Source organism: Kitasatospora sp. NPDC059599 (genome assembly GCF_042735125.1).
Lineage (GTDB): Bacteria > Actinomycetota > Actinomycetes > Streptomycetales > Streptomycetaceae > Kitasatospora.
Genome location: NZ_JBHWCL010000100.1, coordinates 18,869 through 34,858 on the forward strand (window position 1 = coordinate 18,869; position 15,990 = coordinate 34,858).

The window sequence follows — 15,990 nt, forward strand, 5'->3', positions numbered from 1 at the left end:
CCCGGTGCCGGGAGTGTGCCCGGGGTGCGCGCGGGAGTGTGACCGGAGAGGCACCGCCCCCGGTCATCCGGAGGCCCCGCGCACCCCTATCCTTTCCTGTACGCCCCCGGGGTTCACCCGGGTCAGCGGGCCCGTACGGGCCGGGCGAGGCGCGGATCCGCGCGCCCTCCGGCCGATCCGGCGCGGACAGCGTGCTGCCGTGACTGCGTACCGTGACCCGGGCGTCGGCCGTCCGGTGACCCCGGGCCGCGGCCGACAGGGCGCGGACGGCAGGGCCGAGCACCTCGGGAAGCAGTGGGGCGCTTCGTGCGTTGCGTCGGAGTGGAACGTCGAACGCTGTGTCGCACCAGGCACGGCAGTTGCGCGGAAGGGGCCCGATGGAAGCCAGCGGCAGGTGGACGACCTGGTGGCAGAAGCGTGATCGTCAGCGGGCTCGGGCGGGGGACCCGGACGGCCCGGCAGCCGGCCTGGACCAGCTGCTGGACGCGGTGCGCGCCGGATTCCCGCTCGCGCCCGCCGCCCACCCGACCGGCTACCGCTGTTCCTGTGACCGGGTGGCCTGTCCGGCCCCGGCCCAGCACCCGGTCTCCTTCGCCTGGCAGACCCAGGCCACCACCGACACCGAGCAGCTCTCCCGCTGGCTCGCCCGCGACCCGCGAGCCAACTTCATCACCGCCACCGGCCGGGTCCACGACGTGCTGGACGTCCCGGCGGAAGCCGGACGGCTGGCCCTGGAGCGGCTGACCGCGGCGGGCGTCGAAGGCCCCGTCGCCGCCGTCGGCGAGGACCGCTACCTGTTCTTCACCGCCACCCGCGGCACCCCGCAGGACGAGGACGAGTGGTGGCCGAGCGCGCTCGACTCCACCCCGGACACCATGTCCGAGCACCCCGGCCTGCGCTGGCACTGCCGCGGCTCGTACACCCTGCTCCCGCCCGCCGCGCTGCCGGACGGCTCCCGGGTGCGCTGGCTGCGCGGGCCCGAGCAGCCGCTGCCGGACCCGCTGCGCGTCCTGGACGTGCTGACCGACGCCTGCACCGAGGTGGGCGCGGTCGCCGAGGAGCAGTGGCTGATCGGCTGAGCGGCGGGGGTCGCCGCAGGCCCCGGGCCGGGCGGCCCGGGGCGCGCCGGGTCACGGCAGGGTCAGGACCTCGGCGCCGTCCGCGGTGACCACCAGGGTGTGCTCGAACTGGGCGGTGCGCTTGCGGTCCTTGGTGACGACGGTCCAGCCGTCCGGCCAGATCTCGTAGTCGTAGGTGCCCAGGGTCAGCATCGGCTCGATGGTGAAGGTCATCCCCGGCTTGATCACCTCGGTGGCGCGGTCGCTGTCGTAGTGCGGGACGATCAGGCCGGAGTGGAACGACGTGTTGATGCCGTGGCCGGTGAAGTCCCGCACCACGCCGTAGTCGAAGCGCTTCGCGTAGGACTCGATGACCCGTCCGATGACGTTGATCTGACGGCCCGGCTTGACCGCCTTGATCGCCCGGGCGAGGGACTCCCGGGTGCGCTCGACCAGCAGCCGGGACTCCTCGTCCACGTCGCCGACCAGGTAGGTGGCGTTGAGGTCGCCGTGCACGCCGTGGATGTACGCGGTGGCGTCGATGTTGACGATGTCGCCGTCCTGCAGCACGGTCGAGTCCGGGATGCCGTGGCAGATCACCTCGTTGATCGAGGTGCAGACCGACTTGGGGAAGCCCCGGTAACCCAGGTCGGACGGGTAGGCGCCGTGGTCGCACATGTACTCGTGGGCGACGGCGTCCAGCGCGTCCGTGGTGACGCCGGGGGCGATCAGCTTGGCCGCCTCCTCCATCGCCCGGGCGGCGATCCCGCCCGCGATCCGCATCTTCTCGATCGTCTCGGCGGTCTGCACCTCGGGCCCGGTGTACGGCGTCGGGGCGGGCCGCCCGACGTACTCGGGGCGCGCGATGTGCGCCGGGACCTTGCGGGTGGGGGACTGGATGCCGGGTACGAGAGCCATGGCCGCGAGTCTAGTCGCCGGGCCCCGCCGGGACGGGCGGTGCGCGGAGGCGGGACGGAGGCCCGGGTGCGGAGGCGGGACGGAGGCCCGGGAGCGGGGTGCGGGGTGTGGTGTGCGCGGCGGCCCCGGGCGGGGAATGATCGGTACGACCCCATCCGTGAACGCCGACCGCCCGAACGGGAGAGCCCGCCCATGCCCCTCGGATTCCACCGCAAGCCGACCGGAAAGCCCGGCGAGTGGTTCTACTGCATCAAGCACGGCAAGGTCGAGGAGGGCCCGGAGTGCCCGGCCAAGGACCGCCTCGGCCCGTACGACAGCCCCGCGGAGGCCGCGAACGCCCTGCAGCTCGCGGACGAGCGCAACCGGGAGTGGCAGAACGACCCGCGCTGGAAGGACGAGCCGAAGGACCCCACCGAGTAGGTCAGCGCGGCTCGGGGCCGGTGAAGTACTCCTCGTCCACGCTCAGCACGACGAGGCGCCGCCCGGACGCGAGCGCCTGGGCGGCGGCCTGGCTCACGGGCGCCGCCGGCGTGGACTCCCGGTCGGCCCAGACCCTCGCCCCGGCGTTCGGCGCCGCGAGCTCCCGGGGGAAGCCCGTGCCCGGGGCGGGGGAGGCGGCCGTGTCCTTCCGCTCGTCGAAGGCCAGGCTCACCCCGAGCAGGTCGCGGTCGCCGTCTGCGCGCGGGAACCCGTACCAGAGGCCCTCGCCCGGCCGGGGCGAGGCGTTGGAGTCGGCCGACTGGGCGCCCTGGGCGGTCATCACCTGGTCCCAGCGCGACCGGGCCTGCTGCGGATCGCCGCTCACCGCGAGGTACTTGACCACCTGTCGGCAGCACGTCGGGGCCGGCCAGTGCACGCCGGAGCCGCCGGCGCCGTCGGCCCGTCCGGGCCCCACGCCACAGCCGTCCAGGACGCCCCCGCCGATCTCCTGGCCACCGGACAGCGCCGGGAGCAGTGCGGCCAGCCGCCGGTCGATCTCGGCGGTGAGGGACCGGTCGGCGGCGGCCACCTCGGGGGAGGCGGCCAGCGCCGCGACGTCCGGCGGCTGCGGGGTGGCCACGGCGGCGGGCGTGGTGCCGGTCGGGGGCGCGGGCTGCCCGGCCACGCGGCCGCTGCCCCAGAACGCCCAGCCGAACGCGCCGCTCACGGCGGTCACGACGACCGCCACGGCGGCCCACTGCTTCCAGCCCCCGGTCCTCATGCCGGGCAGTCTGTCACAGGGCGACCGTCGTCCCCGTCGGTGTTTCCGGATTCGGCTCCGTGCTTCGGTCCGTCCCTTGGTCCGTCCCTTGGTCCGTCCCTAGGTCCGTCGCTTGGTCCGCCCTCGGCCCCCGCTCCGCCTCCCGCTCCGCCCGTTCGTGCTCGGCACGGACGGCGGCGGCGTGCGGGTCCGTGCGGTCGTCGTAGGCGAGCAGCCTCGGCAGCGCGGCGGCGACCGCGAGGACGGCGACGACGCAGGCGACCCCGCCGGTCCAGACGGCGGCGCGCACGCCGACCAGCCCGGCCACCGTGCCCGCCCTGACCTGGCCGAGCTGCGGGCCGACGGAGTAGCTGAGCAGCTCGACGCCGGCCATCCGGCCACGGACCCCGTCCGGGATGGACTGGTTCCACATGGTCGAGCGGGCCAGCCCGCTGATCTCGTCGGCGCCGCCCGCCAGGGCGAGCCCGAGCAGCACCACCCAGACGCTCCCGGACAGCCCGGCCAGCGCCATCGCCGCACCCCAGCCGACGGCGGCGACCACCAGCAGCCGCCCGTGCCGGTGGACCCGGGAGGTCCAGCCGCTGGTCGCCCCGACCAGCAGGGCGCCGGCGGCGGAGGCCGCGTACATCGGGCCGAGCGCCCAGTCCGCGCCCAAGTCCGAGGCCAGGAACGGGAAGACCGCCACCGGGTAGGCGAACAGCATGGCGCAGACGTCGATCGCGTAGGTGCCGAGCAGGTCCTTGCGGCTCCACGCGTACCGGACGCCGGTGAGCACGGCCCGGACCGAGGGCCGCTCGGCGCCGGTCGCGGGCGGCACCGCCCTGATCCGGACGAGCAGCAACAGCGAGGCCGCGAAGGTCAGTACGTCCAGCGCGTACGCGGTCTGCACCCCGGCGAACGCCACCACGACCCCGGCCAGCGCCGGCCCGGCCACCGAAGCGGCGTTGTGGTACAGGGACTTGAGTGCGAACGCGGCGGCCAGGTGCCGGTGCGGGACGAGCCGCGGGGTGAGCGAGTCCAGGGCCGGGCGCTGCAGGCCGTCGGCGGCTGCGACCAGCGCGGCGACCAGGTAGATCGGCCAGAGCAGCGGGTGCGGCAGCAGGGCGTTGACCAGGAGCAGCCCGGCCAGCAGACCGAGCGCGGCCTCGGCGCGCAGCACCAGCTTGCGGCGGTCCAGGGCGTCGGCGAGGGCGCCGCCCCACAGGCCGAAGACGATCAGCGGGACGAGTTCGACGGCGCCGATCAGGCCGACCGCCAGGGAGGAACCGGTGAGCTCCTTGATCTGCATCGGCACGGCGACGAGGGTGAGGAAGCTGCCGAAGCTGGTGACGCAGCCGGAGGTCCAGAGGTAGCGGAAGTCGCGCGAGGCGCGCCACGGTGACAGATCGGGCACCAGCGAGCGCAGCGCCGACCGGGCCCGACCGAGCGCCGGGGGATGCGGGGGTTCGTCGACGTTCACGAACCATCATCCTGGGACGGCGGCCACCGGCTCCGCAAAGGGTTTTCGAGCGACCCGCGACCGCGCCTACCAGCGGCTGAGCACGGGTGCCGAGGCCAGCCGGCCGGCCAGGGCGGCGAGGCGGTCGAGGGAGGTGCGGCGGGCCGGGGGCAGTCCGGCGGCGGCGCTGACCAGGTGCTGGGCGAGGTCGAACGGTTCCTCGGCGGCGGTGCCGACGGCCAGGCGCTCGTGCGCGAGCCCGCCGAGGTCGCCCGGGGCGGCGCCGTCCAGCGCGAGCACCGTCGCGCCGTGCCGCCGGGCGTCGCGCACCCGCTCCAGCAGCGGGGCGCCGGCCGTCTGCGGGGCCACCACCAGGACGGTCGCGCCGCGCCCGGCCTCGGTGAGCCGCCGCAGGCCGTGCGCCAGGTGGGCCGGGGCCCCGGGCGGCGGACGGTGCCGCAACAGGGTGGGAGCCAGCCGGGGCACGGCCGACCAGGCGGCCTCGTCGTCGAGGTGGGCGGCCAGGTGCCACGGCTCGTACGCCTCGGTGCCGACCAGTAGCAGGCCGCCCGCCCCGCGCCGCTCCACCGAGCGCCGCAGCGACCCGGCGAAGCCGCCGACCGCCTCCCACCAGCCCGTGCCCGCAAGCCTTTCCCGGAGTGCCGAAACTCTCACCGCGTCCATGCGGGCCAGGATGTCGCGCCGGGCCGGGGATTTGGCAGGATCGGCCCATGACTTCCCTCGATTCAGCGACAAACCCGGCCCACGAGCTGCCGGACGTCTCGCAGCTGGTGGTCGGCGTCCTCGGCGGCACCGGCGACCAGGGGCGCGGCCTGGCCCTGCGGCTGGCCAAGGCCGGACAGCAGGTGATCATCGGCTCCCGCGACGCCGCCCGGGCCGAGGCCTCCGCCGCCGAGCTGGGCCTCGGCGTGCGCGGCGCCGACAACGCCACCGTCGCCCGGGAGAGCGACGTGGTGATCATCGCGGTCCCGTGGGACGGCCACGCCGCCACGCTCACCGCCCTGCGTGAGGACCTCGCCGGCAAGATCGTCGTCGACTGCGTCAACCCGCTCGGCTTCGACAAGCAGGGCGCGTACGCGCTGAAGCCGGAGGAGGGCAGCGCCGCCCAGCAGGCCGCCGCCCTGCTGCCGGACTCCCGGGTCACCGCCGCCTTCCACCACCTCTCGGCGGTGCTGCTGCAGGACGAGTCGGTGGAGGAGATCGACACCGACGTCATGGTGCTCGGCGAGGACCGGGCCGCCACCGACGTGGTGCGCGCCCTGGCCGCCCGGATCCCCGGCATGCGCGGCATCTACGCGGGGCGGCTGCGCAACGCCCATCAGGTCGAGGCGCTGGTCGCCAACCTGATCTCGGTCAACCGCCGCTACAAGGCCCACGCGGGCCTGCGGATCACCGACGTCTGACCGGCCGGGGCCGCGCGGCCGTGTCGACCTCACCCCTGGACTCCTCCGGAGGTGAGGTCGGCGACAATGGGTCCCGGCCGCGTCCCGGCCGGCCGCACCCGTCCTAGGAGCCTCCCGCCATGCCCCGCACGTCCCTGCTCGCCCTGATCGTCGTCGTCCTCGCGCTGGCCGCCGCGGTCTTCTCGCTGACCCAGGGCCTCTGGCTGGGCCTGATCTGGCTGCCGTTGGCCGGTGTGGCCAGCAACGTGCTGTGGCTGAACCGCCGCCGGGCGAAGATCGCCGAGGCCGTCGCGGCCGCCGAGCGGGGCTAGGGCGCCGAGCAGGGCTGGTCCGGGGCTGGTCCCCGCCCGGTGGCCCGCGGGGTCAGTTCTTCCAGAAGCTGAAGAGGTACCGCCCGAGCGTCGCGTAGTCCTGGTCCACGCCGAAGAGGTTCATCAGGCCGTGGACGACCCCGAAGAAGAACGAGTTCACCGAGGGCTGCCACAGCAGCGCGAACACCGCGAGCATCCCGTACGGGGCGAACGGCTCGACCGCGCGCCGGGTCTTGTACGACAGCCAGGGCTCGACGATGCCGTAGCCGTCCAGGCCGGGCACCGGCAGCAGGTTCAGCACCGCCGCGCTGATCTGGAGGAAGCCGAGGAAGCCCAGCGCGCCGGAGAACGGCGAGATGGTCAGCTCGTAGCCGTTCCAGAACGCGTGCACCGTCGGGTCGTCCAGCCAGCCGGCGCCGATCGGGACCAGCAGCGCCGCCGCGATGGCCAGGTTGACCAGCGGGCCGGCCGCCGAGATCAGGCTGTGCTTGAGCCGGCCCTGGATCCGGTGCCGCTCGATCCAGACCGAGCCGCCGGGCAGGCCGATGCCGCCGAGGATCACGAAGACGATCGGCAGGACGAAGCTGAGCAGCACGTTGGTGTACTTCAGCGGGTTGAGCGTGAGGTAGCCCTTGGCACCCACCGTGATGTCGCCGCCGTGCAGCGCCGTGCGGGCGTGGGCGTACTCGTGCAGGCACAGCGAGACCATCCAGCCCGCAACCACGAACAGGAACACCCCGAACGAGGCGTTCCCGTAGCCCGCGTACACCGCCCAGCCGGAGGTGCCGAGGATGGCGAGGAGCACCCAGAACACCGGGCTGATCCGGCGGTCCTCGCTGCGGGAGCGCGGCGTGGCGGCGAAGGTCATGGTGTGGGTGCTCCGTGGGCAGAGGGAGGGCGGGTGTCGGGCCGGGGTCCGATCATGCCGGGCGGGCGGTGACCGGACAAGCCGCTCCGGGTGAACGTCCGGGCACCCGGTGGCGTTCCGCCGAGGCCGGGTGCCCGGACGGGGCGGCGGGGCGGGGCCGTATCGGCGGGGGCGCCTGCACAATTGTGCGGCCGCACGCCCGCTGATCGACCAGAATGGTGCGGTGCACTACGGCATCCTCGGGACGACCACGGCCCACCACGACGACGGAACCCCGGTGCCCCTCGGCGGCGCCCGGCTGCGGGCGCTGCTGGCCGCGCTGGCCCTGCGGCAGGGCCGCCCGGTGCCGGCCGACCTGCTGGTGGACGAGGTGTGGGACGCCGATCCGCCGCAGGACTCCTCCGCCGCGCTGCAGACCCTGGTCGGCCGGCTGCGTCGCACCGTCGGCCGGGACGAGATCGGCTCCGGCCCGGCCGGGTACTGGCTGACCGGCCCGGGCACCGACCTCGCGGACTTCCAACGACTGAGCACCGAGGGCCGACGGGCCCTGGGCGCCGGGGACCACGCGCTGGCCGCCGAGCGGCTGCGCGCCGCCCTGGCGCTGTGGCGCGGCCCCGCCCTCGCCGACCTGCCGGACCGCTCGGGCCCGGCCGCCAGGCTGGAGGCCCAGCGCGAGGAGGCCCGCCGGCACCGGATCACCGCCGACCTGGGGCTCGGCCGGGCCGCCGACCTGGTCGCCGAACTCGCCGAGCTGTGCGAGCGGCAGCGGCTGGACGAACCGCTGCAGCTGCTGATGATCCGGGCGCTGCACGAGAGCGGCCGGACGGCCGAGGCACTGCACCACTACGAGCGGACCAGACGGGTCCTGGCCGATGAGCTCGGCGTCGACCCCGGTCGGCACCTCCGGTCCCTGCACGCCGAGTTGCTCGCGCCGGGGGCCGGTCCGGATCCGGGCGTCGAGCCGGAGCCACACCCCCGGCCGGAGCCGCACTCCCGGCCGGAGCCGCAGCCCCGGCCGGAGCCGTCCGCGGGTACTCCGGCGACCCAACTCCCGCGCACCGGCGGCAACCTGCGCGGACGGCTGACCAGCTTCGTCGGCCGGGAGGCCGATCTCGCCTCGCTGCGAGGGCTGTTGACGGAGCGCCGGCTGGTGACCCTCACCGGACCGGGCGGCTCCGGCAAGACCAGTCTCTCGGTCGAGGCCGGACGGGCCGAGCAGTCGGCGGGGGCCTGGCCGGACGGCGTCTGGGTGGCCGAACTCGCCCCGCTGGAGAGCCCGGACGCGGTGCCCGCCGCCGTGGTGTCGGCGCTGGGCCTGCGCGAGATCGTGCTGCACAGCGCCAGCATGGTCGCCGAGGTGATCGAGAAGCGCGTCGAGGACCCGGTGCGCCGGCTGGTCGAGCACTGCGGCCACCGCCGGATGCTGCTCGTCCTGGACAACTGCGAGCACCTGATCCAGGCCGCCGCCGACCTCGCGGACGTGCTGCTGGCCGACTGCCCCGGGCTGACCGTGCTCGCCACCAGCCGCGAGCCGCTCGGCGTGCCCGGCGAGACGGTGCTTCCGGTCGAGCCGCTGCCCGACCCGGTCGCGCTGCGGCTGTTCGCGGAGCGCGCCGCCACCGCCCGTCCCGGCTTCGACCCGCAGGGCGATCCGGAGGCCTGCGCCGAGATCTGCCGTCGGCTGGACGGGCTGCCGCTGGCCATCGAACTGGCCGCGGCCCGGCTGCGGGTGATGACGGCCCGCCAGATAGCCGACCGACTGGACGGCCGGTTCGCGCTGCTCACCGCCGGCAGCCGCACCCTGTTGCCGCGCCAGCAGACCCTGCGCGCGGTGGTCGACTGGAGCTGGGACCTGCTGGGCAAGCGCGAGCGGGCGGTGCTGCGCCGACTCTCGGTGTTCTCCGGCGGCTGGCAGCTGGAGGACGCCGAGGCGGTCTGCGCCGACGGCGTCGAGGTGGCCCCGGGGGAGGTCGCCGACCTGCTGCTGTCGCTGGTCGACAAGTCCCTCCTGGTGGCCGACCTGGACGGCGCCAGCCTGCCGCGCTACCGGATGCTGGAGACCATCCACGAGTACACGACCGAGCGCCTCGCCGAGTCCGCCGCCGAGCGCACCGCCACCGGGGCCCGCCACCTGGCGCACTTCCGCGCCGTGGTCGCGGAGGCGGACCTGCACATCCACGGGCCCCGGCAACTGCACTGGCTGACCGTGCTGGAGCGGGAGCAGGACAACATCCGGGCCGCGATGCGCCGCGCGATCGACCTCGGGGACGAGGAGGAGGCACTGGCCCTCACCCTTGGCATGAGCTGGTACTGGTCACTGCGCAACTACGGCCTGGAGGCCCGGAGCTGGTACACCGCGGTCGCCGCGCTGGGCCCGGACCCGTTCGGCCCGTCCGCCCCGCCGCCGGTGCCGCTGGAGCGCGGCGTGCTGGAGTACGGCCTGCCGATGCCCGAGGGGGTGGTCGAGGAGGCCCGCCGGCTGCTCGCACTGCACCGGCTGATCGGGCTCTTCGAGGGGAACCTGGAGCTGGTCGGCGACGCACAGGCCGTCCAGGTCGCCCAACAGCTCCTGGACGTCTATACCCCGGACCTGCCGCAGTCCCACCGCTTCCCCGCGCTGATGCGGGTCTTCGGCGCCTTCCTCTCCGGTCGGCTGGACCTGATGACGCACCTGCTGGACGACGCCGTCGCGGGCTGCGAGCGCCACGGCGACGCGAACGACATGGCGTTCATCCTGCAGCTCCGGGCCAAGATGCTGAACGACTGGCCGGGCGGGGCGGAGCAGAGCGTCCTGGACGGCTCGCGCTCCCTGGAGCTCTACCAGCAGGCCGGCAACCTCTGGGGGGTCTCCCAGGCGCTGTCGGCGCAGGGCGAGTCGCTGGCCAACCGGGGCGAGCCGGAGGCGGCCGCCGCCGCCTACGAGCGGGCGATCGGGCTGGCCGAGGAGCTGGGGGCGACCCAGGAGGTGCCGATGCTGCGGGTGAACCTCGGCAACGCCCTGCTGGAGGTGGATCCGGAGCGCGGCGAGCGGATCGTCCGGGAGGCGCTGGCCTCCATCGACTCCCCGGGTCTGAACCAGGCCGGCACCGGCGCCTGGCTGTTCGGCCACCTGACGCTCTGCGGCGTGCACGCCCAGCGCGGCGAGTACGCCCAGGCGCTGGCCGAACTGGACCTGATGGACGTCACCACGGTCGACTTCCTCGCGCCGACCGTCGTCTCCGGGCTGCTGAACGCGGCCCGGGGCTGGATCACGGCCCGGACCGGCGATCCGGAGCGGGGTCTCGAACTGATCCGCGAGTGCCGGCGGATGCTGCGGTCGATCGCGACGGGCTCCGGGTTCGTGGAGCAGATGACGGTCATGGTGGTCCCGGCCGTGGTCGGGGTGCTGCGGGTGTTCGCCGAACGCGACCGGGACCTGGAGCGGGGCCGGCTCGCGGCGCTCCTGCAGGGCGCGCACAACGGGCTGAACGGCCCGAAGGGCGGCTACCTGGACCGCGTCGAGCGGGAGCGGTCGGCCGCGGCTCTGCGGGGGCTGCTGGGCGATGCCGCCTACGAGGAGGCCTACGCCCGCGGCGACGGCATGACGCAGGAGCAGACCCAGGCCTTGCTGACGGAGCTGATCGGCTGACGGCGCCCGCTGGTCCGTCGGTCCGTCGGTCCGTCGGTCCGGGGGTGCGGGGTGCGGGGGTTCGGGGAGGGCCTGGCGGATCGTCGGTCCGGGGGTGCGCGGTGAGGGCCTGGTGGGCCGGTGACCGTCCCCTGGTCACCGGCCCACCGGGCCCCTGCGACGGCCGGTGCCTGTCCCGGGCGGCCGGCCGCCCCGTCCGCCGGCCCTCCCCCGCGGAGGGCCGACGCGGTCCGGGGTCAGGTCCGCTTGCGGAAGCGGGCGACCGCGAGCGGGGCGAAGACCGCGGTGACGGCGGCGGACCAGATCAGCACGATCATCACCGGGTGGGCGACCGCGCCCTCGCCGTTGAGCAGCGCACGGGAGGCGTCGGCCAGTGCGGACAGCGGGTTCACCTTGGTGAAGGACTGCAGCCAGCCCGGCATGGTCTGGGTCGGGGCGAAGATCGAGCTGCCGAACTGCATCGGCATCAGGACCAGCATGGAGACGCCCTGGACGGCCTGGGCGCTGCGCAGCGCCATGCCGAGCAGCATCGAGATCCAGACGATCGACATGCCGAACACCAGGGCCAGGCCGATGGTGGCCAGCACCTCCAGCGGACCGGTCTTCACCTCGAAGCCGATGCACATCGCGAAGCTGATCAGGATCGCGAAGGAGAGCAGCCCGCGGAGGGTCTCGGCGGCGATCTTGGAGAGCAGTACGGAGGCCCGCCCGATCGGCAGGGTCCGGAAGCGGTCCATCACGCCGGTCTGGAAGTCGCTGTTGAGGCCGGTGCCGACGGCCATCGCCAGGGTGAGACCGGTCTGTCCGAGCAGGCCGGGGACCAGGTACTGCCGGTAGGCGTCCTGGTTGCCGGCCATCGCCCCGCCGAAGACGTAGACGAAGAGCACGGTGAAGATGATCGGCATCAGCACGGCGTCGAACATCGACTCCGGGTCGGCCTTGATCCGCATCAGGTTGCGCCGGGTCAGTGCGCCGACGTGGCGCAGGGTGCCGGACAGACCGATCCGGGAGTCCTCCACCCGGGCGGGGGCGAGTGCGGCGGTGGTCATGCGACGGGCTCCTTGGCGAGGCTGGGGGCGGCGTCCGCGGCGGGGGCGGGCTTGCCGGTGATGGCGAGGAAGACCTCGTCGAGGCTGGGCACCTTGGTGTCGATGCCGGCGATCGCGAAGCCGCGGCCGCCGAGCACGCCGATCACGGTGGTCAGCTGCTCCTCGCCGGTGATCGGCACCGCGAGCAGGCCGGTGTCGGCGGAGAAGGTGGCGGTGGTGATGCCGGTGTCGTGCAGGCAGCGGGCCATCTCGGGCAACTCGGCCGCGTGGACCGGGCGGACCTGCAGGGTCTGCCCGCCGACCTTGGCCTTGAGTTCGGCCACCAGCCCGGTGGCGATCACCTTGCCGCGGTCGATGACGGTCAGCTCGTTCGCGAGCTGCTCCGCCTCCTCCATGTACTGGGTGGTCAGCAGCACGGTGGTGCCCTCGGAGACCATCCGCTGCACCTCGTCCCAGACCTCGTTGCGGGTGCGCGGGTCCAGACCGGTGGTGGGCTCGTCCAGGTAGAGCACCCGGGGGCGGCCGATCATGCTGGCGGCCAGGTCGAGGCGGCGGCGCATGCCGCCGGAGTAGGTCTTGGCGGGCCGCTTGGCGGCCTCGGTGAGCGAGAAGCGTTCCAGCAGTTCGGTCGCGCGGGCCTTGGCCTCGCGGCCGGGGAGGTCGAGCAGTCGGCCGATCAGGTAGAGGTTCTCGTACCCGGAGAGGAGTTCGTCGACGGAGGCGTACTGGCCGGTGAGGCCGATCGTGCGGCGCAGCTGCTTGGGCTGGCGCAGGACGTCGTAGCCGCCGACGAAGGCGGTGCCGGCGTCCGGCTTGATCAGGGTGGAGAGGACCCGGACGAGGGTGGTCTTGCCCGCGCCGTTGGGGCCGAGCACACCGAGGACGGTGCCTTCCCTGACGGTGAGGTCGACCCCGTCGAGGGCCTTGGTGGTGCCGTAGTGCTTGACGATGCCGCGGACCTCGACGGCATTGCCGGCGGCGGCTCCCCGGTCGTTCGGGGCGGTGGCGATTCGTGTCATGCCACCAGGTTGTCCGGCCCGGCTGTCAGCCCCCTGTCGCCGTGGTGACGGCGGCGGCGGCCCGCTGCCAGGCCGCTGTCACTCCGCTGTCATCGGCGGCCGGACGTGCCGACGGCCCTGCTCCGCGGGCGCGGGGCAGGGCCGTGACCGGTGCGAACGGTCAGTGGAAGCTGTGCTCCTCCGCGGGGAAGGCGCCGCCGCGGACGTCCTCGGCGAAGGCCCGGGCGGCGTCGGCCAGGACGGTCCGCAGGTCGGCGTACTGCTTGACGAACTTCGGCACCCGGCCGGCCGTCATGCCGGCCATGTCGGTCCAGACCAGCACCTGGGCGTCGGTGTCGGGGCCGCCGCCGATGCCGACGGTGGGGATCGCCAGCTGCTCGGTGACCTGGGCGGCCAGCTCGGCCGGCACCGCTTCCAGGACCACCGCGAAGGCGCCCGCCTGCTGGACGGCCTTGGCGTCGCGCAGCAGCTGGTGCGCCGCCTCGTCGCCGCGGCCCTGGACCGGGTAGCCGCCGAAGGCGTGCACGGACTGCGGGGTGAGACCGATGTGCGCCATCACCGGGATGCCGGCCTCGACCAGCAGCTCGATCGAGCGGGCGCTGCGCTCGCCGCCCTCCAGCTTGACCGCGCCGACCCCGGCCTCCTTCATCAGCCGGGCCGCGTTGTGCATGGCCTGCGCGGGGGACTCCTGGTAGGAGCCGAACGGCAGGTCGGCGACGATCATCGACCGCTTGGTGCCGCGGACGACGGCGGCGGAGAGCATCACCATCTGATCCATGGTCACCGGGACGGTGGTCTCGTAGCCGAGGTGGCAGTTGCCCGCCGAGTCGCCGACCAGCAGTACCGGGGTGCCGGCCTCGTCGAACACGCCTGCGGTCAGGGCGTCGTAGGCGGTGAGCATCGACCACTTCTCGCCGCGCTGCTTGGCGGCGGCGAGGTCGCGGACGGTCACGCGGCGGTTGGTGACCCCGCCGTAGAGGGTGGCGGTCGACGCCTGGTTCTGGGCAGGCGAAGGCGAAGAAGCGTTCATCGAACGGACTCCTGAAGGGTTGTCGTCTCGTGGCGCCGTGCGGCGTCCCCGGATCACCTCCATGCTTGCACGCCCCGGCGTGCGCGCAAAGAGGGGTGCGTTCGTCCCGGTGCGATCCGTGACACACCGGGGCCGGCCGCGGCGGGCCGGGGTTCGGGGGAGGCGCCGGGCTTTGCCTCCATTTTGCGAAACGGTGTCGTCTCGTATCGTATTTCCCCGCTACTCTGGTGCAGGGGGTTACGAGACGTTTCCGACTCGGAATAGCCCGCCAGTGCCACGCCAACACGGACGGGAAGACCAATGACCACCGCAGCCGCGCCACCCCGCGTGCCGGAAGCCATCCACCGTCGGCGCTGGGCGATCCTCTGCACCCTGGTGCTCGCCCTGCTCGTCGTCGTGCTCGACAACTCGATCCTCAACGTCGCGATGAAGACCATCGCGACCCCCGCTCCGGTCGGCCTCGGCGCCACCCAGAGCGACCTGGAGTGGTCGATCAACTCCTACACGCTCGTGTTCGCCGGGCTGCTCTTCACCTCGGGCCTGCTCGGCGACCGCTTCGGCCGCAAGCTCGCGCTGCTGGCCGGCATGGTGGTCTTCGGCATCGCCTCACTGCTGTCCTCGATGGCCGGCTCGCCCGGTGAACTCATCGGTTTCCGCGCCCTGATGGGCGTCGGCGCCGCGCTCGCGATGCCCGCCACGCTGGCGATCATCATGAACGTCTTCGAGCGCTCCGAGCAGCCCAAGGCGATCGGCATCTGGGCGGGCGCGGTGGGCCTGGCCATCGCCATCGGCCCGATCACCGGCGGTCTGCTGATCGAGCACTTCTGGTGGGGCTCGGTCTTCCTGATCAACGTCCCGATCGTGATCGTCGCGGTGATCGCGATGGCGATCCTGGTGCCCGAGTCCAAGGACCCGGCCCCGGGCAAGCTCGACCCGGTCGGCGTGCTGCTGTCGATCATCGGCCTGGTCGCCCTGATCTACGGCATCATCAAGGGCGGCGAGCTGGCCGACTTCACCGCCCCCGGGGCCTGGGTGCCGACCCTGGTCGGCGTGGTCGCGCTGGTCGCCTTCGTCTGGTTCGAGCGCCGCACCGCGTTCCCCGCACTGGACGTCACCTGGTTCCGCAACAAGGTGTTCAGCGCCTCCGTGGTGGTCGTCGGCGTGATCTTCTTCGCGCTGATGGGCGTCTCGTTCTTCGGCGTCTTCTACATCCAGAGCGTGCGCGGCTACAGCGCCCTCCAGGCGGGCCTGTTGATGCTGCCGCTGGCCGTCGCCCAGCTGCTCTTCGCGCCGCGGGCCCGGCTGGTGGTCGACCGCTTCGGCGTCGCCGCCACCGCCTCCGGCGGCATGCTGCTGGTCGCGCTCGGCTTCGTCGGCTACACCGTGCTCACCGCCACCACCCCGATCTGGGTGCTGATCGTGCTCGGCCTGGTGATGGGCGCCGGCATGGCGCACGTCATGCCGCCGGTGACCGTCGCGATCATGGGCTCGCTGCCCCGCGAGAAGGCCGGCGCCGGCTCCGCCGTCAACAACACCTTCCGCCAGGTCGGCGGCTCGCTCGGGGTCGCCGTGCTCGGCGCGGTGCTCTCCACCGTCTACCGCGACGGGATGTCCGACACCCTGAACCAGCTGCCGGAGAACCTGCGCGACAAGGCCGGCGAATCGCTGGAGGCCACCCTGGCCATCGCCGGCCGGATCCCCGGCGGACAGGCCCTGATCGGCCCGGCGAACGACTCCTTCATCCACGCCATGCACGTGGTGGCCTCGCTCTCGGTGGGCATCTCGGTGATCGGCGCGCTGGTCGCCTGGTTCCTGCTGCCGCGCCGCTCGGCCGCCCCCGGCGCCCCGGCCGGTCCGGCCGCCGGGCAGCCGGACGCGACCCGGGAGACCGCGGCCGCGGAGGCCTGACCCGCCACCGGACCGGACGCCGGCCCGTGCCGCGGCACGGCCGGGGTACATTGGCCCTGCCTCCGGTTCCGCCGGGGTGGCTGGGCCTCGGCCCGGCGGCGGGTCCCACCCGCCGAACGGGCCGCCAACGACACGGAC

Annotated in this window: 14 protein-coding genes; 6 read left to right on the forward strand and 8 right to left on the reverse strand. The window is 74.0% G+C overall.

The window, feature by feature from the left end:
* Window positions 1-377 precede the first annotated feature (377 nt).
* On the forward strand, window positions 378-1,079 hold the full coding sequence (locus tag ACFV04_RS29105; protein ID WP_380533572.1) for a bifunctional DNA primase/polymerase: 702 nt from the start codon (window positions 378-380) through the stop codon (window positions 1,077-1,079).
* A gap of 51 nt (window positions 1,080-1,130) precedes the next feature.
* Here ACFV04_RS29105 and map read toward each other — a convergent pair whose 3' ends face one another.
* Window positions 1,131-1,976, reverse strand: a complete 846-nt coding sequence (gene map, locus ACFV04_RS29110; RefSeq protein WP_360249622.1) for a type I methionyl aminopeptidase — start codon at window positions 1,974-1,976, stop codon at window positions 1,131-1,133.
* 192 nt (window positions 1,977-2,168) lie between these two features.
* On the opposite strand from map, the gene ACFV04_RS29115 reads away from it, so the two are divergent.
* Complete coding sequence (locus ACFV04_RS29115; RefSeq protein WP_380347130.1) at window positions 2,169-2,396, forward strand: hypothetical protein; 228 nt, start codon at window positions 2,169-2,171, stop codon at window positions 2,394-2,396.
* Between the two features lies 1 nt (window position 2,397).
* On the opposite strand, the gene ACFV04_RS29120 is transcribed toward ACFV04_RS29115, so the two are convergent.
* The 3 genes from ACFV04_RS29120 to ACFV04_RS29130 all read right to left on the reverse strand — a co-directional run bounded on the left by ACFV04_RS29120 (window position 2,398) and on the right by ACFV04_RS29130 (window position 5,299).
* Window positions 2,398-3,177, reverse strand: a complete 780-nt coding sequence (locus ACFV04_RS29120) for a hypothetical protein (protein WP_380533575.1) — start codon at window positions 3,175-3,177, stop codon at window positions 2,398-2,400.
* A 13-nt stretch (window positions 3,178-3,190) separates the two neighbouring features.
* A complete protein-coding gene (locus tag ACFV04_RS29125) occupies window positions 3,191-4,636 on the reverse strand; it encodes an MFS transporter (RefSeq protein WP_380533577.1) in 1,446 nt (481 codons plus the stop codon).
* 66 nt (window positions 4,637-4,702) lie between these two features.
* Window positions 4,703-5,299, reverse strand: coding sequence for a hypothetical protein (locus tag ACFV04_RS29130; protein WP_380347126.1), 597 nt, complete (start codon window positions 5,297-5,299; stop codon window positions 4,703-4,705).
* 47 nt (window positions 5,300-5,346) lie between these two features.
* Between ACFV04_RS29130 and npdG the strand changes: the two genes are divergently transcribed.
* Together npdG and ACFV04_RS29140 are read left to right on the forward strand one after the other, a co-directional pair.
* Window positions 5,347-6,039, forward strand: coding sequence for an NADPH-dependent F420 reductase (npdG, locus tag ACFV04_RS29135; protein ID WP_380347125.1), 693 nt, complete (start codon window positions 5,347-5,349; stop codon window positions 6,037-6,039).
* Window positions 6,040-6,158: 119 nt separating this feature from the next.
* Window positions 6,159-6,350, forward strand: coding sequence for a hypothetical protein (locus ACFV04_RS29140; protein ID WP_380347124.1), 192 nt, complete (start codon window positions 6,159-6,161; stop codon window positions 6,348-6,350).
* 52 nt (window positions 6,351-6,402) lie between these two features.
* Here ACFV04_RS29140 and ACFV04_RS29145 read toward each other — a convergent pair whose 3' ends face one another.
* On the reverse strand, window positions 6,403-7,218 hold the full coding sequence (locus tag ACFV04_RS29145; protein ID WP_360249643.1) for a site-2 protease family protein: 816 nt from the start codon (window positions 7,216-7,218) through the stop codon (window positions 6,403-6,405).
* Between the two features lie 223 nt (window positions 7,219-7,441).
* Here ACFV04_RS29145 and ACFV04_RS29150 point away from each other — a divergent pair, with 223 nt between their 5' ends.
* The gene (locus ACFV04_RS29150; protein ID WP_380533580.1) at window positions 7,442-10,846 is read left to right on the forward strand and encodes a BTAD domain-containing putative transcriptional regulator; all 3,405 of its coding nucleotides are present in this window, start codon (window positions 7,442-7,444) and stop codon (window positions 10,844-10,846) included.
* Window positions 10,847-11,082: 236 nt separating this feature from the next.
* On the opposite strand, the gene ACFV04_RS29155 is transcribed toward ACFV04_RS29150, so the two are convergent.
* The 3 genes from ACFV04_RS29155 to panB all read right to left on the reverse strand — a co-directional run bounded on the left by ACFV04_RS29155 (window position 11,083) and on the right by panB (window position 13,944).
* Window positions 11,083-11,895 carry an ABC transporter permease gene (locus ACFV04_RS29155; protein ID WP_380347121.1) on the reverse strand — a complete coding sequence of 271 codons (813 nt, stop codon included), beginning with the start codon at window positions 11,893-11,895 and terminating at the stop codon, window positions 11,083-11,085.
* A complete protein-coding gene (locus tag ACFV04_RS29160; RefSeq protein ID WP_380347119.1) occupies window positions 11,892-12,914 on the reverse strand; it encodes an ATP-binding cassette domain-containing protein in 1,023 nt (340 codons plus the stop codon). Before ACFV04_RS29160 ends, ACFV04_RS29155 begins: the two co-directional genes overlap by 4 nt.
* 160 nt (window positions 12,915-13,074) lie before the next feature.
* Window positions 13,075-13,944 (reverse strand): 3-methyl-2-oxobutanoate hydroxymethyltransferase, encoded by an 870-nt coding sequence (gene panB, locus ACFV04_RS29165; protein ID WP_380347117.1) that lies wholly within the window; start codon window positions 13,942-13,944, stop codon window positions 13,075-13,077.
* 300 nt (window positions 13,945-14,244) lie between these two features.
* Between panB and ACFV04_RS29170 the strand changes: the two genes are divergently transcribed.
* Entirely contained in the window at window positions 14,245-15,852 is a 1,608-nt protein-coding gene (locus ACFV04_RS29170; protein WP_380347116.1) for a DHA2 family efflux MFS transporter permease subunit, read from the forward strand.
* The last annotated feature ends 138 nt before the right edge of the window (window positions 15,853-15,990 follow it).

Coding starts and splice junctions, on each gene's coding strand:
- ACFV04_RS29105 (WP_380533572.1), top strand. CDS start 378: ATGGAAGCCAGCGGCAGGTGGACGACCTGGTGGCAGAAGCGTGATCGT.
- map (WP_360249622.1), bottom strand. CDS start 1,976: ATGGCTCTCGTACCCGGCATCCAGTCCCCCACCCGCAAGGTCCCGGCG.
- ACFV04_RS29115 (WP_380347130.1), top strand. CDS start 2,169: ATGCCCCTCGGATTCCACCGCAAGCCGACCGGAAAGCCCGGCGAGTGG.
- ACFV04_RS29120 (WP_380533575.1), bottom strand. CDS start 3,177: ATGAGGACCGGGGGCTGGAAGCAGTGGGCCGCCGTGGCGGTCGTCGTG.
- ACFV04_RS29130 (WP_380347126.1), bottom strand. CDS start 5,299: ATGGACGCGGTGAGAGTTTCGGCACTCCGGGAAAGGCTTGCGGGCACG.
- npdG (WP_380347125.1), top strand. CDS start 5,347: ATGACTTCCCTCGATTCAGCGACAAACCCGGCCCACGAGCTGCCGGAC.
- ACFV04_RS29140 (WP_380347124.1), top strand. CDS start 6,159: ATGCCCCGCACGTCCCTGCTCGCCCTGATCGTCGTCGTCCTCGCGCTG.
- ACFV04_RS29145 (WP_360249643.1), bottom strand. CDS start 7,218: ATGACCTTCGCCGCCACGCCGCGCTCCCGCAGCGAGGACCGCCGGATC.
- ACFV04_RS29155 (WP_380347121.1), bottom strand. CDS start 11,895: ATGACCACCGCCGCACTCGCCCCCGCCCGGGTGGAGGACTCCCGGATC.
- ACFV04_RS29160 (WP_380347119.1), bottom strand. CDS start 12,914: ATGACACGAATCGCCACCGCCCCGAACGACCGGGGAGCCGCCGCCGGC.
- panB (WP_380347117.1), bottom strand. CDS start 13,944: ATGAACGCTTCTTCGCCTTCGCCTGCCCAGAACCAGGCGTCGACCGCC.
- ACFV04_RS29170 (WP_380347116.1), top strand. CDS start 14,245: ATGACCACCGCAGCCGCGCCACCCCGCGTGCCGGAAGCCATCCACCGT.